The following is a 24,170-nucleotide window of genomic DNA, read 5'->3' as shown; positions in this document are numbered from 1 at the left end:
TTTCAGATCATTCCCGGGAAGGTGCGCCCACTCACGCCGCCTCGCCGAGAACCATCCACAGGTTCTGATCATTGCTCGCGTCGGAGTCCATCTTTGACGAATCCGGTAACAGTGCAGTGCAATTGGTGGTCAGTGCCGGCGTGGTTGCAATCGTGGGGGCCGGCTGCGCGATGGTTATGCAGTGGACGGGTTCGCCCTCGCGTGACGGCATTGCAGGGGCGTGGTCCACCGCTACCTTTGTCGTCTCGTCCCTTCCGCTGATGAGCGTCGGAGCCGTGCTCGGGCGCACCGAATCCGCAGTGCTGTACGGAATTGCTGCGGCACTACTTCTTTCGGCTGCAGCGGCGGCCAAGCCTTTGCCGACGCAACTGCGATTCGGACTGGGCGCAACCGGCGCCCTCGCATTGTTGCTCTGCTGCTTCTCCGGGGCGACTGAATCTCTGGTCGTACCGCTGATCCTCACGGTCGGAATGATCTTCCTCGGAGTCTCGCTGTATGCGGGTTCGCGCTTCGTCTTCGCACTCGGAACCGCCTTTGCGGCAATCGGATCGATCGGATACCTCACGACGGTTCCGCCGGAAGCGTTGACGACCGCTCGCGCCGCGTCCAGGCAACTCGGTGCGATCACGGCACTCTCGAGCCTGACGGCGATAGGCGCGCTGGTGATGCTGGTCTGGGCGATTCACCGACTGAAGTTGATCGCCGATTCGAATGCAGCGGTTCTATGGGCGGCCGCAGGGTTCGGTGTCCTCTACGCGGTGACGTGCGCGCTCGTCTCATCCGGCGTCGAAATTTTCGACAGTGCAACCGGTTTCGTTGCCGGGCACAGCGTTGCAACCATCGTGTGGATGCTTGCCGCCACGTCAGCGCTGGTGCTCGGATTGAACAACCGCCAGCACGCTCGCGTCTTGCTCGGAGCCGGGCTTGCTCTCACCAGTGCGGCCGTGGCAAAGCTGTTCCTCTTCGACCTGGCCACACTCAGTGGGCTGGTGCGCAGCGTTGCCTTCCTGGTGGTCGGCTTGCTGCTCCTGCTGGTCGGGACACGTTATGCACGAGCCTTCGCCAAGCAGGAGCAGGAGCAGGTCAGCTTCGCTTCTGGCGAGCGATGAGCTCGCTCACGCTGATGGCGCCTGCGTCGTCAGGCCGGTGCCTGCCGGTGGCGTTGTCGTCGCCGTCAGGGGTGGCGTCCGAGACTCGGGGCTCGTTGGTAGGCGAAGGCGAATCCGTGAAAACCCCGTTACGACGCTCCGGAGCGGTCGGTGGAGGCGGCGACTGGGGGGTCGCCTCCACCGAGGTCGGGGCTGAACCGTTTGTTGCAGAGCCGTTGGTAGCACCGTTTGCGGAGCCGTTCCGGCTCGCGCCGTTGGAGCCTGAACTGCTGCTGGCAGCACCGTTGGTCGCCGAACCGTTTGTCCGCGAAGGCGTCCGGACCACCGGCAGTGGACGTGAGGCCGGGGGAGTCTGTTCCCGGGCCCGCAGGTCCGACAACCAACTCTCGATGGGACGCTCGGCCGGCGCAGCGGGCGTGGGGTTTCTGCGCTTGTCGCTGGCATTCGGTTGCGGCCGGTACGAGGGATTGGGTACAGGTGCCTCGATCAGGTTCTGGGGGGCGCTGGCTGCACTCCCGATATCGAGACGACGTCGCGGTGCCGGCTTCTCCGCGGCGGGAGCCTCCGTGTTGGGTGCCTTGATCGCCATTTCGCTGAGCGGAATGGGCTCGGTGAGAGGATCGGGAACGCGAGGTCCGCTTTCCGGCTGTGCAGCCGGGGCAGGCGGCGGCATGACCCGCGAGGCCGCTTCGATCTTACGCGGCTGCCCCGGTCCGGCGATCGCACCGACAGGCGCGATCTGCGGGACGTTCGCGAGTACCAGCTCGTTGTCGAGGATCGGCTCGCCCAGCCCGATCTTCTGCTGGATCCGCTTCATCCAGGCCGGAGCCCACCAGCAGTCGTCGCCGAGCAGTTTCATGGTCGCGGGGACCAGGAACATTCGGATGAGAGTCGCGTCGATGATCAGCGCGGAGATCATGCCGTAGGAGATGTATTTCATCATCACCAGATCGGACAGGCCGAATGCGCCGGTGACCACGATCAGAATCAGTGCGGCAGCGGTGATGATCCGGCCGGTATGTGCCGTGCCGATACGGATGGATTCGGTAGTACTCGCGCCCTGCGCGCGCGCTTCGACCATGCGGGAGAGCAGGAACACTTCGTAGTCGGTCGACAGGCCGTAGACGATCGCGATGATCAACACCAGGACGGGAGACATGATCGGCCCCGGTGTGAAGTTCAACAGACCGGAACCGTGCCCGTCGATGAAGATCCAGGTCAAGATTCCGAGCGTCGAACCCAGTCCGAGCGCGCTCATCAATGCGGCCTTGATGGGCAGGACGAGCGAGCCGAACGTCAAGAACATCAGCAAGGTCGTCAGCAGGATGACGGATACGACCATCAGCGGCAGACGATCGAGCAATGCGTCGACGCTGTCCTGCTCGATGGCCGGAGTACCGCCGACCAGCACAGTTGTGCCCTCGGGCCAGTCCGCGGACCGCAGATAGTCGATGGTGGGACGTGCCTCGTTCCGCTCCGTCAGACCGGCCTTGAGGACGTTGACGCCGTCCTTCGTCGCAACCTCCGGGGTGAACTTCTCGACCAGACCCGGCGCAGCATTTGCGGTCTTGGAAATCTGACCGAGAGTGGTGTTGTCGGCTCCCTCGATGACGAGTCGAACGGGCTCGGTGCGATTGCCCGGGAAGAGTTCGTCGAACTGCGCCTGCGCGACACGCGTGGGGCTGTCCGGGGGCAGGTACGTCTCGTTGATACCGCCGAACTTGATGCCCGTCAGCGGAATGATCATCAGCAGTAGAGCCGCGACGATCGGGACCGCGACCTTGAGCGGATGCTGCATGACCCAGCGGGTGAGCTTGCCCCAGAAACCGTTCTCGATTTCCTCGTTGGTCTTGGTCTGGCGCAGCTTCTTGAAGGTCAGCGCGTCGATCCGCTTGCCGAGAATGCCGAGAATCGCGGGAAGAATCGTGATGGACGAGATCGCGGCAAGCATGACGGCAGCAATGGCGCCGTAAGCCACCGATTTGAGGAAGCCTTGCGGGAACAACAGCAGACCGCCGAGGCTGACGGCAACCATGGTCGCCGAGAACATGACCGTTCTACCCGCCGTCATGACCGTTCGGCGTACTGCGGTCGGGGTGTCGTACCCCTCGGCTATCTCTTCTCGGAAACGGCTGACGATGAACAGTCCGTAGTCGATCGCGAGACCCAGACCGACCAGAGAGACCACGGGCGCAACAAACGCGTTGACCTCGGTGAAGTTGGTGATCAGTCGAATGATGCCGTTGGCGCCGATGACGGTCAGACCGCCGACGATCAACGGGAGGGCAGCAGCGACGACGCCACCGAAGACGAAGAACAGCAGGACACCGACAGCAGGAATCGCGAGCATTTCCATGCGCTTGATGTCGTTGGCCATCGTGTCGTTGAGCGAATTCGCGACAGGTTGCAGGCCGGCGAGTTGCACGTCGACGCCGTCGATGTAGAACTGCGACTCGACGTCGCGGAAGTTGTTGGACACCGCGGTGTCGTTGTCTCCGGCGATCGCGATGCTGGTGACCGCGTGTTGCTTGGTCTTGTCCGCCAGGGCCGCCACCGAGAGACCGTTGTCGACCTTGAAGTACGAGCCGTTGATCTTCATGATCTGGTCGGGGTTGTCGGCGACGAGTCGCTGCAGATTGTCGATGACCTTCGCTTGGAACTCGGGGTCGTCGACGGTCTTGCCCTCCGGCGCCGTGTACAGCGCCAGAACGTCACCCGTCGTGCTGCGTCCGAACGTGCCGTCAGCGAGTTTGGCAGCCTCTACCGATTCCGACCCCGGATCGTCCCAGCCGCTCTGGCTGAGATGATCCTGCAGGCTCAGGCCGTACGCAGCGAGCCCGAGGAGCCCCGCCACCATGACAGCGATGACGGTGAAGCGGGCTCGATAGACGATGCTTCCCCAGCTGGCGAACACTGATCAACTCCTACTCGGCAACACTTTTTCGCCCGATGAGCAGGGCAGAAAGCGGTCGGAACGGCTGCAACCAGGCGCCCTCGTCGGGCAGGGTGTCCAGGCTTACCCGTGGCAGAGGCTCACGGAAGACACCTGGGATGTCCTCGAGATCGACGAAGTCCAAGATATCGGACGACACAGCCCAGCTGGCGTGTTCACGGAACCCGAGAACCTGGACCGGGATACCGGTTGCTGCGATGTCCTCGAGAGGTTCGCGGAACGCTTGGCCGTCGGCGGACGCGACCATGATTCCGGCGAGGCCCTCGCCGTACCGGAGCGCGATGTGCTCGAGCATGTCCGAATCGACATCGCTGTCTTCATCGACCTTCGGCTTGGCGAACACCGCGAAACCCACGTTACGCAAGGCTTCGACCCAAGGACGAACGACGTCGGCGCTGCCGGACGCGATGTTGGTGAAGACGGTCGCTTCAGGCTCGAGCGTGCCGCTGTTCTGGGCGGACAGTTCGGCGGTGCGAGAGAGCAGCCAACGACCCAAAGCGTCGAATCGTGGCCGGTAGGCGGCGGTAGGCCGGCCACCGAGGATAGCGCCGAGGCCCATGTCGAGGTTAGGGGCGTCCCAGACCAGAAGCACCCGCTTGGGGTGGCGGGAGTCACGACCGAAGTCGAGAGGAGATTCCGACGACGTCACGTCGTCGGATAGCTGTTCGCTGACGCTCATGCTCTGATCTTCCCCCATATAAGCTCGGTGATTGCACTTCCGACCTTATGGGCTTTGTCCTCGAACTTGGTGACCGGACGCTCGTGGGTCATCGGAGACTCCCAGTCGAGTGCGGTCAGCAGCGGCTCGGCATTGCCGGCTTCTTCGATCCATTCGGCGTACTCGGCGTGATCGGTTGCCACGTGCAGGACTCCGCCGGGCTTGAGGCGGTTGGCGATCAGCGAGAACGTCGGCCCCTGCAGGAGGCGACGCTTGTGATGGCGGGCCTTGGGCCACGGATCCGGGAAGAACACCCGGACGCCCGTCAGGGACTCGGGGGCGACCATGTTCTCGAGTACGTCCATCGCGTCACCGCGCAGTACGCGGACGTTGGGAATTTCTTCGCGTTCGACCTGCTGGAGAAGCTGCGCCAGCCCGGGGCGGTACACCTCGATCGCGATCAGGTTCACGTGCGGTTCCGCCTTGGCCATTGCGGCCGTCGCGGTGCCGGTACCCGAACCGATCTCGATGATCAGGGGTGCTTCACGTCCGAACCAGGCGTTCGCGTCGAGCGGTGTGTCCGAGACGTCGGCGCCGATGAGCGGCCACTGACGGTCCCAAGCCTGCTGCTGTGCGTCGGTCAGCGCACCCCGGCGAGAGCGAAAGCTGGTCACTCTCGGATGGAGACGGGACCCCTTGGTGTGGTCCGTCTGCCCCGTGTCAGGGGTCTGCGGTGCATGCTGATCGGCTTCGTTCACGAACCCATTGTCACGCATGACCCCCGTTTAGCGCAGACGGGTCTGAAGTTTGAGTTGAGACTTTCCACGGAAAGTCCTGAAACCGTCGACTTCGGACTGTCGGCGAAAGGGTGGTGTCACCTGCCGTCCTTGCCGAGAACCTGACAGAATCTCACCGACACGATGGGGACGTGGGGTGGGGATGAACACAGGATTTGCATGCAGTAATTGGTCACGAATGTTGCCCGCAGAATCGATCGACGACGCCTGCTCGGAGCCGATCGATCAGTTGCGCGCTCTGGCATATCGGCTGACGTCGATCGATTCGGGAGCCGCAGAGGTGGTTCACTCCGTGCTCGGATCGCTGACTGCGCCGCTCGAGCTGGTGGTCGCCGGACGGGCCGGGGTGGGGCGGTCGTCGTTGGCGCGAATCCTGAGGCGCGACGACCGGTTCTCGCGCAGAGTTGTCGGCGCACCGGTTGTGGTGACCGAGTCGAGGGCATTCGATGTCCCTGGAACGTCGAACCCCGATCTGGGTCGTCGTTGCGTTGTCTACGTGGTGGTCGACGCGGTCCGCGACGTCGACGGCCGAGCCATTGCTCGAGTTTCCGATCGTGTGGTCGTCGCTGCGAACAAGGCTGACTTGTTCGGTCCGCGCTGGGACGAGGCGCTGGGACGGGCGGCGGAATCTCGGAGAACGTCGGCGTGCCCACGGTTCCGGTGGAGACACTGACCGGGCGCGGCGTCGAAGAGTTGTTCGCGGCTCTCGGACCTGTTCTGGAGGCGCAGTGGTGGGGCCGGGTCGAGCAGATCGGCCCGGCGCTGAGGCGATCTGCCTCGCGCAGCGCTGCGGGCAGGGACGAGATCGAGTTGTATCTGAGTTCGGACTCCGCGGTGTTGTTCGGCGCCGCGGCGGCGATGATGAGCCCCGAAATTCGAGCCCTGCGTCAAGGCGAGCCTCCCGATCCTCGCACCGCTGACGACGCGGGCACGTGCAGCCGGTGGTGGAGCGAGCTCGTGAACGAGTCGGAACAGTCTCCGCAACAACGGGTCTCACTGATTCGACGCGGGTATGTGCGTCGGTGGGCGCAGCTCGGAGGCGATCGCTCTGCCCCGGCGGTGACCGATGAATAGCGTTTCGGTACTTCCGGATTCGGTGCTGCGCGTGGTGCAGCGATGGAATCCGGCATCCGATCCGGGTCGCCGGGTCGCCGCCGAAACATCCAGTGGCACTCGCATTTACGTTGTCGGTCCACCAAGGTGTGGAGGGGAAGACGTCGCGCAGATGTTCGATGCTTCGGAAGATTGTTCGTCAGTGACACGCGAGGTGGACGCCGACGTCGTACTTCTGGTCGTCGACGCCGCCAGTGTGATCGGACGCGAGGATCTCCTTCTCCTCGGCGACGCCGCGGCGAGCGGAACCCCGGTGGTGGTGGCGCTGACCCGCGTCGACGTCTATCGAGACTGGCAGGCGGTGCGCCGGCGTGATGCCGAGATTCTCGCTTCGCACTGCACCGCTTTTGCTCAGGCTCCGGTGGTCCCGATTGCGCCTGGTCAGGAGCAGTCACTCGTTGCGGTCGTGAGCCGGGCGGCACGGGAGAGGGAAGCAGGTGGTTCGGATTCCGGAGTCATCGCACAGACGCGCCGGATGATCGAGATGGAGATCCGGAATCTACGTGACAGTGTTCCTGGTGCCGAATTGCGGGCCGAGCGATCGCAGCTGCTCGCAGACCGTGACGGCCGACGAGGCGAACGCCTGGTGCAGGTGCGAAGCCGACTGCAACGAGCGCGCGGGGATCTGTCACAACAAATCGCCGAGGCAACCCGGGCGACGGTCGCCGGGGCACGTGCCTGGGTCGATGCGGCCTCGCGAGCCGAATTGGGCAGCGTGCCGACGCGACTGCAGCACGAGGTCGACCATCACACCCGAGTTTTCGACGCCGCGATGGCGGCAGCGGTGGAATCTGCGGGGACGAATGGATACATGCCTTCCCCGCAGATTCCGGAGGGCCTGCCGGGCCGTCAGCGCGGAAACGAGGACCGGGTGACAATTCTTGTCGGCGCGTCCGCGGGTCTCGGCCTCGGCCGTATCGCAGTGACTCCGCTGGAAATGATTCCGGCCTTGGAGTTCGCAAGTATCCCCGTGACGTTGATTCTGGGTGGCGCCGCGGCGTGGTGGTTGGCGCGAACTCGCGGGCTGACGGCCGATCGTGCCCACTCCAGGTCGTGGATCGTCGAATCGATGTCGGCGGTTCGCGCTCAGTGGGAGCAGCGAGTGCAGAGCGTGCTGCTCGAGGCCGAGGCGGATCTGGGAGCGGCGATCATGGCGGAGAGTCGCGAGCAGTTGGCGTCGGCGCAGGCTCGAATCGTGGAGATCGACGGTGAACTTCGTGAGCTCGCCGCGGCCAGATCGGGTCAGCTCGCGTCGTGCGAGCGCGACCTCGCCGTTTTGAACACCGCCTACTGATCATTCCGCGAGTGCAGAGTTCTGCACAGTGCCGCAATTTCGGCCACGACTGATCGTCGGGGTCTGGTAATACTGAGCGGACGGTTTCGGTAGGGGTTGCCGAAGCAGTAGGTCACCATCCAGTAGGGGGAGTAATGGACGCATTTCTGATCACGGCCGGACACATCGACGGGCACGAAGCCGAAGCGCTCGATCCTGGGCGTATCGAGCCCGAGACCTTCGGGCCCGCGTCGGGACCGGTCGATGCCGGCGACCTGAACTTCGACGCCCTCGACTTGGACGGTGACGGAACGGTCGACAGCCGTGTCGTCCACTCCGACGACGCCGTCGTGATCGTGTCCGATTTCGATCGCGACGGTAGCGCCGATCGCCTCACGATGATCGAGTCGGACGGCGACTACTCGGCCTGGGAATGCAGTCGAGACGACGAAGGCGCCCTCGTGTGGCAGAAAATCGATGCCGGAGCGCTCTGAAAAGCTTCCGTTTATGTGCTCTGAGCGCCGGGTAGGCACCTGAACACACCAACTGAATCGTTTCTGTGACATTTCTGACCGCACCCGATTACCTGCAGGTGAACAGCCAGCGTTAACCTCAATACATAGGACACCCGGCGTCCGTGAAATCCACGTGAGTGGATGACGCGGCTGGACCCCGTCGAGAGGGGGACACCGGGATCGACTGGTATCGGGGCGCTGCAGTTCGCATCCGGTGTCACGAGAACCCGGTTCCGGCTCACCCCAGGAGAGTTTGATGACCTCAGCGACCATTCCCGGTCTCAATGGAACTGACGGCACGCCCCCCACGCAGCACAAAGAACTGCTTGCATGGGTGCAAGAGGTTGCCGAACTCACCCAGCCTGATCGCGTCGTCTTCGCAGACGGCTCGGACGAAGAATGGGACCGACTGACAACGAAGTTGGTCGAGGCAGGAACCTTCACCCGCCTCAACGACGAGAAGAAGCCGAACTCTTTCCTCGGCAACTCCGATCCGTCCGATGTCGCGCGAGTCGAATCGCGTACGTACATCTGCTCGAAGGAAGAAATCGACGCAGGTCCCACCAACAACTGGATGGACCCGGCGGAGATGCGCACCCTCATGGGTGACCTGTACCGCGGTTGCATGCGTGGACGCACCATGTACGTCGTGCCGTTCTGCATGGGCCCCCTCGACGCCGAGGACCCGAAGCTGGGCGTCGAGCTCACCGATTCCGAGTACGTCGTCGTCTCCATGCGCGTCATGACCCGCATGGGCAGCAAGGTTCTCGACAAGCTCGGCACCGACGGGTTCTTCGTCAAGGCGCTGCACTCGCTGGGCGCTCCGCTGGCCGAAGGCCAGGAAGACGTCGCGTGGCCGTGCAACGACACCAAGTACATCACCCACTTCCCCGAGGATCGTGAGATCTGGAGTTTCGGTTCCGGCTACGGCGGAAACGCTCTCCTGGGCAAGAAGTGCTACTCGCTGCGTATCGCCTCGGCAATGGCGCACGACGAGGGCTGGCTGGCCGAGCACATGCTCATCCTCAAGCTCATCTCGCCCGAGGACAAGGCCTACTACATCGCGGCGGCATTCCCCTCCGCTTGTGGCAAGACCAACCTCGCGATGATCCAGCCGACCATCCCCGGGTGGCGCGCCGAGACCCTCGGTGACGACATCGCCTGGATGCGTTTCGGTGAGGACGGACAGCTGTACGCCGTCAACCCGGAATTCGGTTTCTTCGGCGTGGCTCCCGGCACCAACTGGTCCTCGAACCCCAACGCCATGCGCACCATCGACCAGGGCAACACGGTCTTCACCAACGTCGCTCTGACGGACGACGGTGACGTCTGGTGGGAAGGCCTCGAAGGCGACCCGCAGCACCTGATCGACTGGAAGGGCAACGAGTGGACGCCCGAGTCGGGCACCCATGCGGCTCATCCCAACTCGCGTTACTGCACCCCGATGTCGCAGTGCCCGATCATGGCTCCCGAGTGGGACGACCCGAAGGGCGTGCCGATCTCGGCAATCCTGTTCGGCGGACGCCGCAAGACGACGGTTCCGCTGGTCACCGAGGCTCGCGACTGGCAGCACGGCGTCTTCATGGGTGCAACGGTCGGCTCCGAGCAGACCGCAGCAGCCGAAGGCCAGGTCGGTACGGTTCGCCGCGATCCGATGGCAATGCTGCCGTTCCTCGGCTACAACGTCGGTGACTACTTCCAGCACTGGATCGACCTCGGCAAGTCCGCGGACGCGTCCAAGCTGCCCAAGGTCTTCTACGTCAACTGGTTCCGCCGCGGCGACGACGGACGCTTCCTGTGGCCAGGCTTCGGCGAGAACTCTCGCGTCCTGAAGTGGATCGTCGAGCGTATCGAGCACAAGGCTGCCGGTATCGACACCCCGATCGGCGTCGTTCCCACCGGATCGGCACTCGACATCGAAGGCCTGGACGTGTCGGACGCCGACATCACCGAGGCTCTCGCGGTCAACATCGACGAGTGGAAGGCCGAGATCCCGCTCATCGAAGAGTGGTTCGACTTCGTCGGCGAGAAGCTGCCGACCGGCATTCGCGACGAGTTCGAAGCTCTGAAGCAGCGGTTGGCCTGATAAACCGCCCCCGTATGTAGTGGCCTGATGCCGCATTGGTTCAATTTGATGAACCGATGCGGCATCGGTCGTCTGTATGCCCTTGCTTGTAGCCGTTAAGCAGTTCAGCCGTTATGCAGTTCAGCCGTAAAGCAGTGATCAGCGAGCGGGTCGACACACTCGATCCTCAGGAGGACCAGATATGAGCGGGATCTACAACAACGTGACCGAATTGGTCGGGCGCACCCCGATCGTGCGGCTCAACCGTCTGACCGAGGGCCTGGACGCACAGGTTGCCGTCAAGCTCGAGTTCTACAACCCGGCCAACAGCGTCAAGGACCGGATCGGCGTGGCGATCATCGACGCCGCCGAGAAGTCCGGAGCACTCAAGCCCGGTGGCACGATCGTCGAGGGAACCAGCGGTAACACGGGTATCGCACTCGCCATGGTCGGTGCTGCTCGCGGCTACAAGGTCATCCTGACCATGCCCGAGACCATGTCCACCGAGCGTCGCGTGATGCTGCGTGCTTACGGCGCCGAGATCGTGCTGACCCCGGGATCCGAGGGCATGGCCGGTGCGGTCGCCAAGGCCAAGGAAATCGTCGAGCAGACCGAGAACGCCGTCTCGGCCAGCCAGTTCGCGAACCCGGCCAACCCGGCCATCCACGAGGCAACGACGGGCGAAGAGGTCTGGGCCGACACCGACGGCGCCGTCGACATCTTCGTGTCCGGCATCGGCACCGGCGGCACCATCACCGGCGTCGGACGCACCCTTCGCAAGTACAAGCCCGAGGTCAAGATCGTGGGCGTCGAGCCCATCGACTCGCCGATCCTCAACGGTGGCCAGCCCGGCCCCCACAAGATCCAGGGAATCGGCGCGAACTTCGTGCCCGACGTCCTCGATCGCGAGATCTACGACGAGATCATCGACGTCTCGTTCCCCGATTCCATCGAGGTCGCTCGCGCACTCGGCACCAAAGAAGGCATCCTGGGCGGCATCTCGTCCGGCGCCATCGTCTGGGCAGCACTCGAGTTGGCGAAGCGTCCGGAAAACGCCGGCAAGCTGATCGTGGCTGTCGTGTGTGACTTCGGCGAGCGTTACATCTCCACCCCGCTGTTCGAACACATCCGGGACTGAGACTTGTGAGTATCCTCGGGACAATTCGCGAGGACCTGCAGGCTGCGCGCGGTCAGGATCCTGCCGCGCGCAGCAATGTGGAGAACGCGCTCGTTTATTCAGGGCTGCATGCTATTTGGGCGCATCGGGTTGCACATCGCATGTGGGCCGTCCCTGCGCTACGCGGCCCGGCGCGAGTGCTCTCGCAGCTGACACGCTTCGTCACCGGCATCGAGATTCATCCCGGTGCCACCATCGGTCGACGGTTCTTCATTGACCACGGCATGGGCGTCGTGATCGGGGAGACGGCCGAGGTCGGTAACGACGTGATGCTCTATCACGGCGTCACTCTCGGTGGTCGCTCGCTCGAACAGGTCAAACGTCACCCGACGCTGGGTGATCGGGTAACCGTCGGCGCTGGTGCCAAGATCCTCGGACCTGTCGTCATCGGTGAAGGTAGCGCTATCGGCGCCAATGCCGTTGTCACCAGAGATGTTCCGGCCGAATCCATCGCGACGGGTATCCCGGCGGTGGCGCGGCCACGGACCACCAAGGAAAAACTGGTGGACCCGAACAGCTACATCGATCCGGCGATGTACATCTGAAGCACTCCTTCTTCGATGGCCACCCTCGTGTAGACGGCGGGTGGCCATCGGCGTCTGTTCAGGCTCGCGTCAGGTGCCACCCGCGACGTCCCAGTACGACGGCCGTCGCAGCGCCCAATGCTGCTCCGATCAAGGGATAGCAGGCCAGGACGAGCCAGCGCGGTCCGTCTAAGGGCTCGTAGGCGGTGGCTATTGTCGACTCGTAGTCCCGAGCCATCTGCACGTCCCGGAACGGTACGTAGGAACCCTGATAGACGATGGTCTCGTCAGGGCTGGTCATCACGTCGATCAGACTGCCCACCAGGGGAATTCCCCCGACGACAAATCCCAGAACCGCCAGAATCACGATCAGTGTGCGCATCGCCCGAGCCTATCGCCCGGCCGGAAGTTCAGACTGTGATCGACGGTTCTTCGGGGGTCGAGAGGGTCAGGATCGCCCGCACGACACGTGGGCTCTGCTCGAGTGAGCGCTCGAGTTCGCGCAACGTGTGGGCCACACGGGATTCCGCGTAGTCACCGACCAGGTCGACGCTGGCCACCAGGTAGACCTGTCGCGGCCCGAGGTATTCCATACGCAGGAACGTGATTCGGTTGATCTCGGGCAGTTGGGTGAGAGCTTCGACGGCTGCTGCCCGCAGCGTCGGTGAGGCCTCTTCGCCGACCAGGAAGCGGCGGTTCCGATCTATCAGAATGATTGCGATGACCCCGAGGAGAATGCCGACGAAGATGGAGCCGAGGGCGTCGGGGATCGGCGAACCGGTGACCTGGTGCAACAGAACACCGACGAACGCGATGACCAAACCGATAAGTGCCGCAGCATCTTCGGCGAACACGGCCCGAGTCGTCGGGTCGGATGTGTTGAGTGCCTGGGTCATGACGTCGCGGTTCACGGCGGACGCTTCGTTTCGGAGTTGTTTGTACGCCTGCCGGAACGAGATGCCTTCGAGGATGAACGAGACGCCGAGGACGGCGTAGGCGACACCGAAGTCGGACGCCGGTTCGGAATGGAACAGTTCCTGGATGCCATGGGTGATCGAGACACCCGCGCCGAGTGCAAACAGTCCGAGGGCGGCGAACATCGACCAGATGTAGGCCTCCCGGCCGTAGCCGAGTGGCTGGTCTCGGTCGGGAACCCTTTTCGAGCGGCGGTTCGCGATCAGCAGCAGCACTTCGTTGCCGGTATCGGCCCAGGAGTGGGTGGCCTCTGCGACCATCGATGCAGATCCGGTGACGATGGCGGCCGCCGTCTTGGCACCGGCGATCAGCGCGTTCGCCGCAAACGCCAGTACGACTGTCGTGGTGCTCTCGTCGGCCGATGCTTCCGTTTCGGTGCTCACGATTCTCAGGCTAGGCGGGTGACGACGGTTTCGTGCGGTGACGCTCGGCGACGGAGTGCAGCAGTGTGGCGACGGCGTCGTGGAACTGCGTCAGGCCCGGCTCTTCGACGGGAAAGTGCCCGCACCCGTCCAGCATCACGAATTCGGTGGGTGCGTTGATGCGGCGGAGGAACTGCAGGCTCAGTTCGGGTGGCGTCCATCGGTCGTCGGCCGGGTGGGTGAGCAGAACGGGCGTCGTCCGAAATGCTTCGGGTGCGGTGTGCTCGAACGAGAAGTAGCTGCTGAGGAATCCGAGTGGCACCCGAACACTGCCACCGCGCGGATCGGTTGCGCACAGCGTTGCGAGCTCCCGATTGCTGCTCATGTTCGCCACGTCGGCGACCCAACGGATGGGCACGCGGATACGGCCCACCAGTCGTTCGGTGCGCCGCATCAGGGGAGCGCCGTAGACACCCATCGGGCCGAACCGCGCCGCGGCAGCTCTGGCCGATGGATCCGAGGGATCGAGCAGGCAGGTAGCGACGACGGCGTCGGCCAGACCGGTCCGCGCGGCCACCTCGTAGGCCAGCAGACCGCCGATGCTGGCGCCCAACAACACAAGCGGCCGATCGTCGGCCGCCTTCTCGGCCCGGACGAGATCGCAGAGGAGATCGACCCACTGCTCGTACCGGACGCCGGCGGGATCGGCTACGACGGTGTCGCCGTACAGCGGAAGATCAGGGAAGAGGACTTCGGCTCCGAGTTTCACGCCGATCCCGGCGAACGGCCACAACGCGCCCGAGTAGCCGCCGGCGCCGTGGATGCCGAGAACACGAACCGGCGCGTCTGGAACCACGGCCCGTGCGACGTGGACGGTGTTGCCGTTCCACTCCCACCACGTCGGGGTCGGCGCCGGCATGTGGTCGGTGTACCGGTCGGGCATAAACTTCGAGTAATCGGCGCTGGTCACCTACACAATTCTCGGTATCGGCGTCGCGGCTGACAACTCGCATCGGAGGACCGTGTCGACTCGGCGGAAAAGGCCCTCCCAGCAGCGCTCGAGGGCTACCTACGACGCGATCCTGGAGGCAGCTACTCGCGTTTTCGCTTCGGAAGCCATGGCAGCGACCACCAACCGGATCGCTGACGAAGCAGGGGTGTCGGTGGGCTCGCTCTACCAGTATTTCGGCGACAAGTACGAGATCCTCTCGGAGTTGGCGAACCGTCACGTGAGTGCTGCGCGGGAGAGTTTTGCGCTCTGCCTTGCCGACATCGTCGAGCGTGAGCTCACCCCGGACGAGGCCGTGAGGATGTTGGTGGAGTGCGCGGTCGAAGTGAACAGTAAGCCGCGAGAGTTCTTTCACCTGCTCTACGATCAGGTTCCGCGTACGCATGAGCTCATCGAGCAGGTCGAAGGAATGAATCGTCAACTGGTACTCGGCTTTTCGGAGTACCTCCAGAGCTACGGTTTCAGTGCGGAGGATGCGTTGTTGACGTCGCGGCTGACCGTGACTGCCGTGGACAGTCAGGTGCATCGGGTTGTGCTGGAATCGGATTCACCCGAAGAACTTCGAGTGCGAACGGAAGCCGTCGTACGGCACGCGAGATCGATGATCGGGTCGCAACCTTGATCCGGTGTCGAGAATGGTGACCACAGTCCGTTATGGTTCTGACGTCATCATCGAGGTAATGGGAAGTCGGTGCAATTCCGGCGCGGTCCCGCCACTGTGAGGTCGTCCCTGCGTCGACCGTAGCCAGATACCACCCTCGTTGACGTTGTGTCATGCCACGAGGATGGATCGGTCACACCATGAATGCTGTTGGCGGAGCTCTGTCTCCACCTACCCACCTGCCTTCGCCGAAGGCTGGTGCGCCTCGAGGACGGCTCAGTCCGGGTATCGTGCTGCCCGCTCTGCTGGTCGTCGCCGTGCTCTCTGCTGTGTGCGCGTTGGCATTCGGATCCGAGATGCTCCCCGTGTCCACTGTGGTGGACGTGGTGCACTCGCGCTTCGGAGGCCCACCCGTCACGCGTTCCGAACTTGCGATCGTGTGGGGGATCAGAGCACCTCGGGTACTGCTCGGTCTGGCCGTCGGCGCTGGTCTTGCCGTCGCCGGCGCGGTGGTGCAAACCCTCGTCCGTAACGCTCTTGCCGATCCCCACCTGCTGGGAGTGTCGTCCGGCGCGAGTGTCGGTGCCACCGCCGTCATCACCACCGGACTGTTCGCCGGCGCGGGAGTGTGGGCGCTCAGTTTCGGCGCGATGATCGGGGCGTTGGGAGCTGCGATTCTCGTCTTCACCATCGCGACGCTGCAAGGCGGTATCACTCCACTGCGATTGGTTCTGACCGGCACCGTTACCGCATCCGCCCTGTCGGCGATCGCGAGTTTTCTGGTGCTGCGTACCAATGATTCCCAGGCCGCGCAGTCCGTATTGTTCTGGCTCCTGGGAAGTTTGGCCGGGGCATCCTGGGACAAGTTGTGGGCGCCGGTCATCGTTGTGTTCCTGCTGACGGCAGCGGTGTTCGCCCTGCACGGTTGGCTGGATGCGCTGGCGGCCGGACCGGACGTCGCGGCTTCGCTCGGTATTCCCGTCCGAACCCTGCGAAACGTGCTGTTCGGCGTGCTGGCAGCGTTGGTCGGCACGATGGTTGCAGTGTCCGGCGCGATTGCCTTCGTAGGCTTGGTCATACCGCACGTCACACGCATGCTCGTCGGAGCCAGACATCGAGTGGTGTTACCGGCGGCAGCACTGATCGGCGCGTCCTTCCTGGTGTGGGTCGACGTCGTGGCGCGGACCTCGTTGCGGCCGACCGAGATCCCGCTGAGCGTGGTGACCGGGGTGATCGGGGCCCCGCTGTTTCTCCTGCTTCTCGGCCGTCGGCGCTACCGATTCGGTGGCAGTTCGTGAGCGCCCGAGCCCTGGCGCTGACCGCGTCCGGAGTAGTTGTCCGCATCGACCGTCGAACCATCGTCAAAGGCGTCGACATCGCGGCCGACGCCGGTGCAGTAGTCGGCGTCGTCGGTCCGAACGGATCGGGCAAGTCGACGTTCTTGCGTGCTCTCGCCGGTCTCGGGCCGATCGCCGGCGGTGACATTCGTGTCGGCGGCGACTCCGTGCACGCGATGTCCGCGCGGTCGAGGGCCAAAGCCATTTCCTTTGTGGCGCAGGAAGAGCAGAGTCCCGCCGATTTGTTGGTTCACGAGTACGTGAGTCTGGGCCGCACGCCACATGCAAAGCCCTGGAGCGTCGGTGGAAAGCACGAGAATGCCGTCGTCGATCGTGCTCTGGGCGAGGTCGGAATGATCGAGCACCGGTTCTCTTCGATGGACACGCTTTCCGGCGGTGAGCGCCGGCGGGTGTTTCTCGCCCGAGGTCTCGCGCAGGACGCCGGTGTGCTCATCCTCGACGAGCCGACCAATCATCTCGACATCCGGCATCAACTCGAACTGCTCGATCTGGTCCGGTCGTTGGACCGGACGGTGATCATGGCACTGCACGACCTCGATTTGGCTGCGGCAGTGTGCGATCGGGTGCTCGTGCTCGCGGATGGAGTGGCCAGGGCGTTCGGACATCCATCCGACGTACTCACCACCTCGGTGGTGGCAACTGTCTTCGGCGTCGAGACTTTCGAGCTCGTGAACCCCGCGACAGGCCGTTCACACCTCGTATTCGAATCACGAAATTCTCAACTACAACAATCATTTTCGGAGAGTGCACTTTGATACATGTCAAGACCCGCGCGTCGTTCGGTGCGGTTGTAGCCGCGACAGCGTTGTTGACAGTTGCCGGCTGCTCGGCAACTGCACCGGTGGACGAAGCTGCAGACAAGACTTCGGTGACATTGGAGAACTGCGGGACCGAAAGCACTTTCCAGCTTCCGATCGAGAACGTCGTTGCGACAAGCAATGCGGCCAATATCGGCACCATTCTCCGAGTCGGCGGTTTGGATCGTCTCGCGGCAGTCGTGTTGAACACGAACAACGACGCGGTCATGGAGTCGATGTTCGGCCCTGGAATTGCGGATGTCCCACACCTGGACGGAACGATCACGATGGAGACGATTCTGGGTAAGCAGGCGGACCTGGTGGTCGGCTCCTACAGTGGCTTGTTCAAGGGAGCCTCCGGTGTGACGCCGGAATCGCTGCAGAGCAACAACATCGATGCATATGTGATCTCCGATAGTTGTCGGCAGAGTGCCGCAGCGGATTCCGCGCTCGGCACGATGGGTCCGTGGGATGCCCTTCGTGCGGACGTGACCAATTACGGAAAGCTGTTCGGAACCGAGGAAACCGCCGCCGAGGCATTGACCGAATTGGATTCGCGTTTGGCGCGTCTGGAGTCGGCGCCAGATGCCGCCGACAAGCCGAAGGTTTTGATCTACGACAGCGGTGAGGAAGATCTGTACACCAGTGGAGGCAACGGAGCCCCCAACGGAATCATCGACGTCGCCGGGGGAACCAATGTGTTCGCCGACGTCGACAACACCTGGTTCAAAGCGAGCTGGGAGACCGTCGCGAAGTCAGAACCCGACGTCATCGTGATCATGGACTACAAGAAGAGCGCTGACGAAGTACAGGGCAAGATCGACGCGATCAAGAGCCGAGAAGGCCTACGCGATCTCGACGCCGTCAAGCAGAACCGCTTCGTCGTACTCCCGCTCGCCATGTTCACCAGTGGATTCCCCAATATCTACGGCGCGGAAGAGTTGCGCGCGAAGATCGAAGAGTTCGGACTCGCTCCGTCGAGCGGGATCGACTGGACAACCGCGCCGTCGGCATGAGCAACAACCGGTGCTCGCGTCGGGTGATTGTCGTACTGCGGCCGACCGTCAGCGGCCTCGACGAGTCGGCCGCGCGACGGATGTTCGACGCTGTTCAGGCGGGCACCGACGCCGACGTTCGCGTTGCGTACCTCGATGTCGCTTCGCCGAGCCTTCACGAGGAACTCGATCGAGCCCATGTCGATGACGTCGACAAGGTCGTGTTGATTCCAGTTGCGGTGCCGAGGGATCGGTACCTGCTCACGTGGACAAGCAAGGCGGTTGCGAACTGGCGCGAAACCCGAATCGACGCCGAACTGGAAGTGACGCTCCATGAAACGGAAACGCTCGAAGGTGCGGTGGCCGGGCAGGTGATCGACGAACTCGACTCGGCGGGAAAGCAGATCACCGCGAGTCCGGCGTCGTATCGCAGTCCGGCGTGGTCCGTGATCGAGCAGCACGATAGGCATCTGTTGGTGTGCAAGGGCCCTCGTTGTATGGCGTACGGAGCAGGACCGTTGCACCGGGCGATGAGCGCGGCGGCCAAAGGTACCTCGTCGAAGGTGACCGGAACCGGTTGTCTGAGCCCGTGCAACCTGGGGCCGTTGGTGATCGCGAACCCCGGCGGTACCTGGTTCGGGCACGTGGACGCCGGTGATGCCGAGGCCTTGGTGTCCGGTCACGAGGATCGATTGGTGGATCACGTTCTGGACCGGTAGATACCGGGTCGGTGAAAGCAAAGAACCCGCTGGGCGCGAAGTGCGCTCAGCGGGTTCTGTTGTCCTGTCTCAGGAACCGAAGGGAAGGGTTCCCGGCGGGATCTGGTATCCACTGCTGCCGACGGAGGCGCTGCCCCAGAGTGCGAGGAAAGCGTTGATGGCGTTGGTGAGCATATGAATGTCCTTTGTGAGATGACTGATTCGTTTTCGACGGTACCGGGTGGATCTGTGGATTCGCTGGGAGTTGGCACCCATTTCATGGGGCTGGCACCCGTTCCGGCAGGTCGGAACGGGTGCCAACTGTCAGCAAAGGGTGCCAACTCCCGGGTGGGTCAGCCCACGTAGCCGGGCGGCATGAGTACGGACTTGGTCTCGCAGAAGGCTTCGAGGCCCTCAGGTCCGTTCTCGCGCCCGATACCGGAGTTCTTGTAACCACCGAACGGCGATCCGGGATCGAAGGCGTACCAGTTGATCGCGTAGGTACCCGTGCGGATCTGCGCGGCAACTTCGAGTCCGTGATCGATGTCGGTGGTCCACACCGATCCGGCGAGGCCGTAATCCGAATCGTTGGCGATCTTGATGGCCTCGTCCTCGGAGTCGTACGGGATCACCGAGAGAACGGGTCCGAAGATCTCCTCGCGTGCGATGGTCATCGAGTTGTCCACGTCGGCGAAGATGGTCGGCTCGACGTACCAGCCCTTGTCCAGGCCGGCGGGGCGTCCACCACCGAGTACGACGCGCGCGCCTTCTTCCTTACCCTTGGCGATGTAACCCTCGACGCGCTCGCGCTGCTTCTCGGAGATCAGCGGGCCGAGTTGTGCTGCGGGATCGGACGGATCGCCGACGGTCATGAAGCCTGCGGCGGTCTTCATTCCCTCGATGACCTCGTCGTAACGCGAACGGGGAGCGAGGATTCGGGTCTGAGCGACACAGGCCTGACCGGTGTTCATCAGGCCGGACATGACGAGCATCGGCATTCCGGCGGCGATGTCGGCGTCCTCGAGGATGATCGCGGCGGACTTGCCACCCAGTTCGAGGGAGCAGCGCTTGAGGTTCTGTGCGGCGATGGCACCGATCTTGCGGCCGACGGCACTGGATCCGGTGAACGTGATCTTGTCGATGCCCGCATGAGAGACCAGATATTCGCCGGTCTCGGCTCCGCCGGGGAGCACGGAGATGACGCCTTCGGGAACGCCTGCCTCGGTGAAGATCTCGGCGATCACGTGGACGGAGAGAGGGGATTCGGGTGCGGGCTTGAGCAGTACGGTGCAGCCGGCGAGCAGTGCGGGGGCCAGCTTGTTGATCGCCAGGAACAGCGGGACGTTCCAGGCCAGCACGGCGGCGACGACGCCGACGGGCTCACGGGTCACCTTGGTCTGCCCGAATGCGCCGGTGCGCTTCTCTTCCCACGCGAACTTGTCGGCCAGCTCGGCGTAGTAGCCCAGCGTCGCCATCGACGGGGTCTGCTGCATCATGCCGACCATGGCGGGCGGCTGGCCCATCTCGTTGGAGATGAGCTGGTTGATCTCCGCGCTGCGCTCTTCGATCAGCTTGGCGGCCTTGGCGAGGATCGCGCCGCGCTCGGCGGGGGTGGTGCGTGACCACGGTCCCTCGAACGCCGCGCGGGCTGCGGACACGGCCGCGTCGATGTCTGCCGGTGCTGCGATGGGACAGCTGCCGACGCGCTCCTCCGTTGCGGGAGAGAACACTTCGAGTACCTGGTCGGTGGCCGGGGCCACCCATGCTCCACCGATGTAGAGCTTGTCGTAGTCAGTCATCAATTCATTCCTCGGTGTTGTCGGTCGCCGCGAGGGCATACGCGTCGTCTGCCTGTGCGGTGTCGGTGAAACTGGTGAATCCGTATTTCTCGTGCGGTCCGATGGCGGCTACCTCGAAAAGACCGGTGCCGGTGTTGGTGTTCGTGCCTTCGGTGAGAGTGAAGGACGCGAGATTGTCGACGGGGGAGAACATGCGTTGGAACGGTTCGATCTCGTGGACCTTGTGGCGGAGCCCTTGTACGACGAGTTCGCCCTGCCACATTCCGTGACGCCAGTCCTGTTCGAGCCCGTAGCCGGTGCCGATTCCGATGTAGTTGGCCAGCAGCAGTTCGCAGGCGACGGTGAGGACTTCACCGCCTGGCCGGTGGAAGGTGATGGTCGCTCCGGTGACGTCGCGGGTGCCGGGGCAGAACGTCAGTTCGTGTTCGGGTCGGCCGAGCCATTCGTTGTCCCTGGCTTCGTCCGGCCACACTCGCATGGCTTCTTCGACGATGCGCCTGCCCTGCTCGTCTTCCTGCATGATCACCGAGATCGTGAACTCGTCGAACTGCATGACCGCGTAGATCCAGAAGAAGTTCTGGATTCCGTCGACGGCGCGTCTGCCTTGCGGTTCGGCTTCACCGACCGGACGCACACCCCACGAGCGGTCGCGGTTACCTCGCCACGTCTTCGGGTCGATCGCGAAGTCCTCCCCGTCGACGGTGAGCGATCCGGTCCACGTGCCGGTCTGCAGGAAGCGTGAGGTGTCGAACGTGACTCGTTCGAGTTGACGGCGAAAGTGCTTGGGCTCGAGCGCCGCGGGGATGGTGGCATCGAAGGTGATGTCGAAGGAGAGATCGTATTCGCTGCCCGGTTCGAGTACGACGCGGAGCTTCTGCAGCCCTTCGAGCACTTCGACGCGCAGAGGTCCGACGGTGGTGTCGGTACGGTCGGCACCCAGCGCCTTCGACATGCGAGCAACGATGTGGTCGTCACCGCGGCGAAGGACAGCGAATGCGTCCATGACGCCGAGGTTGGGGTACTGGCCGAGTCCGACGATGAGGAACACGTCGGGGGATTCGGTGGGGTAGCAGTTGAAGTAGTAGCGGTCGTAGAAGTTTCGATCCGAGGTGGCTACGTGACGGATCGGTTCGGCGATCTGGTGAACGGGATAGTCGTCCATCGGTGAGAGCATGTCAGGCCAACCTCTCCCAGTAGGTACCGTCGAGCATCGCGGCGAGCGAAGCGCGGTGCATGATCATGTCGTCGGGGTCTTCGGGTCGCTGTGACTGGCCGAAAGCTATGGCGCGGGCCTGGATTCGCCACATGATGACCGCCTGACGCAGTGCGGCATAGGTAACGTAGAACTCCAGATCGTGCGGGGTGTAGCCGGTGATCTCGGCGTAGGTCTGCGCGAGATCCGGCAGTCGAAGGAAGTCGGGAAGGCCGGGTAGGTTCGCCAGACCGGCGATGTCCTCGAAGAACCTGTGCAGGAATGCCATCCAGCCCAGATCCATCTCCCGCGGGCCGAGAGTTGCCATTTCCCAGTCCAGTACGGCTACCGGCGCGAAGTCCTGGTACATGACGTTGCCGATGCGCGAGTCGCCCCAACAGAGCACGGCCGGGGAATCGTCCGCGGGATTGTTCTCCTCGATCCAGTCGAGGGCACGTTCGATGAGCGGTGATCTGATCCCGTCGGAGACCACCCACTCGTAGTACGCGCGCTGCTCGGCGATGTGCGCCGTGAATGCTTCTCGTGCAGTCGTTCCCGAATTCGGGAGTCGGAGGAAGTCGAAACGCTCACCAGGTTTGTCGATGGCATGCAACTGAGTCAGGACGTCGACCGAGCTGCGCTGCAGGGTCTTTCGCTGCTCGGGAGACGCTTCGGTGACCCACGATCCGAAGTTGTACGGCATGACGTCCGGTGGCACGTCGCCGGAGATGCGTTCCATCACGAAGAACGGCGCACCCAACGCGTCCGGGTCGGATTCCGACCAGTACACCGCGGGTACGGGCACTGCCGAGTGCTCGCGCACCTGAGCCATGGTGCGGAACTGGGATTCGAGGTCGTAGGCAGGAAAGACCGGCATGGTCGATTCCGTCGGCGCCACCCGAGCGACCAAGGGATGATGTTCGCCGTCCCAGGTGGCGTCGAAGAGGATGGTTTCGCTGGACATGCCGTTGGCTGCGGGCAAGGTGACGTCGGCGACGGTCACAGTGGATCCGCTCGGCACCTTGCCGGCCATCCACCGTTCCAGGCGCTCACGGAGGTCTTCGGTGTCGCGGAGGGAATCGCTTGGTCGGGCGACCTGGGCGTGATGCTCGGTTTCATCGGTCGAAGAAGCAGTCGAGGCAACGTCAGATGAGGAAGCGTCTGGGCTCACGGTCACCTCCTTCCCGTAGGCGTCACGTGCAATGCCCGTAACGGTGTGAGTCAGAACACTAAAACACGTTACAGAAATTGGGAACAGGTGGCACCCGTTTAGTGGGACTCCCTGCGGATTTATCGGGGAAGAACGCGTGTCAGATAACGGCGGTGAGCGCGAGCAAGCCCGCACCGGTCAGAGTTCCGGCGCCACCCAGCTCGGCGGGAACGATCCGGAGCCCGGCGATGAACGACAAACGGGCATGTCGGGCAGCCGCGTCGAGCATCGGTTCCCACAGCGGTGTACCCGACTGGGCGAAACCGCCGCCGATCACCGCGAGGTCCACGTCCAGGAGGGCAGCCGCCGAGGCGATGGCACCACCGAGCGCCGTGCCTGCACGGTGAAGCGCGTCCACGGCGATCGCGTCGCCGCTGCGTGCACCCTCGGCTAGTTCACGGCCGGTGTTCCCCGACCAGCCCTGGCTACGAGCCCATCGCACCGCGGACGGTCCACTTGCCACCGTCTCGAGGCAGCCGACGCCCCCGCAGCTGCACGGTTCGGCAGATCCTGGAACGACGAGGTGGCCGATGTGACCGGCGTTCCCCGTGCGACCCCGAGCAATCTCACCGCCGAGAACGATTCCTCCGCCGATTCCCGTCGAGACGACCAGGTTCAGGAGGTTCGGGGTTCCGCGTCCGGCGCCGTGGTGGAACTCCGCCAATGCCGCTGCGGCTCCGTCCATGGCGAGGGCGGTTCCGGCATCGGGAAAGAGGCTGCGGACGCCCGCTACGAGCTCGAATCCCTGTGCCCACTCGGTGATGTTGATGGGAGCGACGACGCCGGCGACGGTGTCCACCGGCCCGGCGCACGCGATGCCGACACCGTCGACCTCTCGGCCGTCTGCGACTCGTTCGAGCAGCGCCGCACAGGATCCCCACGGGTCGGTCTGCGGCGTCGGAACGCTGTCGAACACGGGAACGCGGCCGTCCTCGGACACGACCCCGGCAGCCATCTTGGTACCACCGATGTCGACTGCGAGGCGCATGT

General features: G+C 63.7%; 23 protein-coding genes and 1 riboswitch. Of the genes, 13 read left to right on the top strand and 10 right to left on the bottom strand.

The window, feature by feature from the left end; genetic code table 11:
- The first annotated feature begins 140 nt into the window (after positions 1 to 140).
- Entirely contained in the window at positions 141 to 1,109 is a 969-nt protein-coding gene (locus tag AC1Q6C_RS29065; protein WP_492666946.1) for a DUF2339 domain-containing protein, read from the top strand.
- On the opposite strand, the gene AC1Q6C_RS29060 is transcribed toward AC1Q6C_RS29065, so the two are convergent.
- From AC1Q6C_RS29060 to trmB, 3 genes are read right to left on the bottom strand one after another with little or no spacing between them, the layout of a single operon-like run.
- Positions 1,084 to 4,023: an MMPL family transporter gene (locus tag AC1Q6C_RS29060; RefSeq protein WP_007734492.1), complete on the bottom strand. Its 2,940-nt coding sequence runs from the start codon at positions 4,021 to 4,023 to the stop codon at positions 1,084 to 1,086. The genes AC1Q6C_RS29065 and AC1Q6C_RS29060 overlap by 26 nt on opposite strands.
- Positions 4,024 to 4,033: 10 nt before the next feature.
- Complete coding sequence (locus tag AC1Q6C_RS29055; RefSeq protein ID WP_003945733.1) at positions 4,034 to 4,741, bottom strand: NYN domain-containing protein; 708 nt, start codon at positions 4,739 to 4,741, stop codon at positions 4,034 to 4,036.
- Positions 4,738 to 5,496: a tRNA (guanosine(46)-N7)-methyltransferase TrmB gene (trmB, locus tag AC1Q6C_RS29050; protein WP_007734493.1), complete on the bottom strand. Its 759-nt coding sequence runs from the start codon at positions 5,494 to 5,496 to the stop codon at positions 4,738 to 4,740. The genes AC1Q6C_RS29055 and trmB overlap by 4 nt, the downstream gene beginning before the upstream one ends.
- Positions 5,497 to 5,695: 199 nt before the next feature.
- On the opposite strand from trmB, the gene AC1Q6C_RS29045 reads away from it, so the two are divergent.
- From AC1Q6C_RS29045 to epsC, 7 genes are all read left to right on the top strand, one after another.
- Complete coding sequence (locus AC1Q6C_RS29045; RefSeq protein ID WP_492666945.1) at positions 5,696 to 6,190, top strand: hypothetical protein; 495 nt, start codon at positions 5,696 to 5,698, stop codon at positions 6,188 to 6,190.
- Positions 6,163 to 6,591, top strand: a complete 429-nt coding sequence (locus AC1Q6C_RS29040; protein WP_492666944.1) for a hypothetical protein — start codon at positions 6,163 to 6,165, stop codon at positions 6,589 to 6,591. Before AC1Q6C_RS29045 ends, AC1Q6C_RS29040 begins: the two co-directional genes overlap by 28 nt.
- Positions 6,592 to 6,772: 181 nt before the next feature.
- The gene (locus tag AC1Q6C_RS29035; RefSeq protein ID WP_492666943.1) at positions 6,773 to 7,924 is read left to right on the top strand and encodes a hypothetical protein; all 1,152 of its coding nucleotides are present in this window, start codon (positions 6,773 to 6,775) and stop codon (positions 7,922 to 7,924) included.
- Positions 7,925 to 8,058: 134 nt separating this feature from the next.
- Entirely contained in the window at positions 8,059 to 8,397 is a 339-nt protein-coding gene (locus AC1Q6C_RS29030; RefSeq protein WP_052959802.1) for a DUF6802 family protein, read from the top strand.
- 277 nt (positions 8,398 to 8,674) lie between these two features.
- The gene (locus AC1Q6C_RS29025) at positions 8,675 to 10,504 is read left to right on the top strand and encodes a phosphoenolpyruvate carboxykinase (GTP) (protein ID WP_003945806.1); all 1,830 of its coding nucleotides are present in this window, start codon (positions 8,675 to 8,677) and stop codon (positions 10,502 to 10,504) included.
- 181 nt (positions 10,505 to 10,685) lie between these two features.
- Entirely contained in the window at positions 10,686 to 11,621 is a 936-nt protein-coding gene (cysK, locus tag AC1Q6C_RS29020) for a cysteine synthase A (RefSeq protein WP_003945916.1), read from the top strand.
- A gap of 5 nt (positions 11,622 to 11,626) precedes the next feature.
- Positions 11,627 to 12,205, top strand: coding sequence for a serine O-acetyltransferase EpsC (epsC, locus tag AC1Q6C_RS29015; protein WP_003945907.1), 579 nt, complete (start codon positions 11,627 to 11,629; stop codon positions 12,203 to 12,205).
- A 58-nt stretch (positions 12,206 to 12,263) separates the two neighbouring features.
- Here epsC and AC1Q6C_RS29010 read toward each other — a convergent pair whose 3' ends face one another.
- From AC1Q6C_RS29010 to AC1Q6C_RS29000, 3 genes are read right to left on the bottom strand one after another with little or no spacing between them, the layout of a single operon-like run.
- Positions 12,264 to 12,566: a hypothetical protein gene (locus tag AC1Q6C_RS29010; RefSeq protein ID WP_063314961.1), complete on the bottom strand. Its 303-nt coding sequence runs from the start codon at positions 12,564 to 12,566 to the stop codon at positions 12,264 to 12,266.
- Between the two features lie 28 nt (positions 12,567 to 12,594).
- Entirely contained in the window at positions 12,595 to 13,542 is a 948-nt protein-coding gene (locus AC1Q6C_RS29005) for a cation diffusion facilitator family transporter (protein WP_042452614.1), read from the bottom strand.
- 10 nt (positions 13,543 to 13,552) lie between these two features.
- Positions 13,553 to 14,491: an alpha/beta hydrolase gene (locus tag AC1Q6C_RS29000; protein WP_165638640.1), complete on the bottom strand. Its 939-nt coding sequence runs from the start codon at positions 14,489 to 14,491 to the stop codon at positions 13,553 to 13,555.
- Positions 14,492 to 14,543: 52 nt separating this feature from the next.
- Here AC1Q6C_RS29000 and AC1Q6C_RS28995 point away from each other — a divergent pair, with 52 nt between their 5' ends.
- From AC1Q6C_RS28995 to AC1Q6C_RS28975, 5 genes are all read left to right on the top strand, one after another.
- Complete coding sequence (locus tag AC1Q6C_RS28995) at positions 14,544 to 15,152, top strand: TetR/AcrR family transcriptional regulator (protein WP_231782976.1); 609 nt, start codon at positions 14,544 to 14,546, stop codon at positions 15,150 to 15,152.
- A gap of 16 nt (positions 15,153 to 15,168) precedes the next feature.
- Positions 15,169 to 15,304, top strand: a riboswitch (cobalamin riboswitch).
- A gap of 117 nt (positions 15,305 to 15,421) precedes the next feature.
- A complete protein-coding gene (locus AC1Q6C_RS28990; protein WP_075832326.1) occupies positions 15,422 to 16,429 on the top strand; it encodes a FecCD family ABC transporter permease in 1,008 nt (335 codons plus the stop codon).
- Complete coding sequence (locus AC1Q6C_RS28985; protein ID WP_042920263.1) at positions 16,426 to 17,244, top strand: ABC transporter ATP-binding protein; 819 nt, start codon at positions 16,426 to 16,428, stop codon at positions 17,242 to 17,244. The genes AC1Q6C_RS28990 and AC1Q6C_RS28985 overlap by 4 nt, the downstream gene beginning before the upstream one ends.
- Positions 17,241 to 18,302 carry an ABC transporter substrate-binding protein gene (locus tag AC1Q6C_RS28980; RefSeq protein WP_064443175.1) on the top strand — a complete coding sequence of 354 codons (1,062 nt, stop codon included), beginning with the start codon at positions 17,241 to 17,243 and terminating at the stop codon, positions 18,300 to 18,302. The genes AC1Q6C_RS28985 and AC1Q6C_RS28980 overlap by 4 nt, the downstream gene beginning before the upstream one ends.
- Complete coding sequence (locus tag AC1Q6C_RS28975) at positions 18,299 to 19,000, top strand: (2Fe-2S) ferredoxin domain-containing protein (protein WP_064443176.1); 702 nt, start codon at positions 18,299 to 18,301, stop codon at positions 18,998 to 19,000. Before AC1Q6C_RS28980 ends, AC1Q6C_RS28975 begins: the two co-directional genes overlap by 4 nt.
- Before the next feature lie 332 nt (positions 19,001 to 19,332).
- On the opposite strand, the gene AC1Q6C_RS28970 is transcribed toward AC1Q6C_RS28975, so the two are convergent.
- The 4 genes from AC1Q6C_RS28970 to AC1Q6C_RS28955 form a co-directional block, all read right to left on the bottom strand.
- Positions 19,333 to 20,778, bottom strand: coding sequence for an aldehyde dehydrogenase (locus AC1Q6C_RS28970; RefSeq protein ID WP_003945530.1), 1,446 nt, complete (start codon positions 20,776 to 20,778; stop codon positions 19,333 to 19,335).
- 4 nt (positions 20,779 to 20,782) lie between these two features.
- Positions 20,783 to 21,952: an Rv3169 family protein gene (locus AC1Q6C_RS28965; RefSeq protein ID WP_208689835.1), complete on the bottom strand. Its 1,170-nt coding sequence runs from the start codon at positions 21,950 to 21,952 to the stop codon at positions 20,783 to 20,785.
- Position 21,953: 1 nt separating this feature from the next.
- Entirely contained in the window at positions 21,954 to 23,141 is a 1,188-nt protein-coding gene (locus AC1Q6C_RS28960; RefSeq protein ID WP_257237545.1) for a phosphotransferase family protein, read from the bottom strand.
- A gap of 139 nt (positions 23,142 to 23,280) precedes the next feature.
- The gene (locus tag AC1Q6C_RS28955; RefSeq protein ID WP_208689833.1) at positions 23,281 to 24,168 is read right to left on the bottom strand and encodes an ROK family protein; all 888 of its coding nucleotides are present in this window, start codon (positions 24,166 to 24,168) and stop codon (positions 23,281 to 23,283) included.
- Positions 24,169 to 24,170: the final 2 nt, after the last annotated feature.

It is taken from the genome of Rhodococcus sp. MT28, from assembly GCF_058792695.1.
The sequence above is the reverse complement of the archived record's forward strand: the minus strand, read 5'-3'. Positions and strand labels throughout refer to the sequence as shown.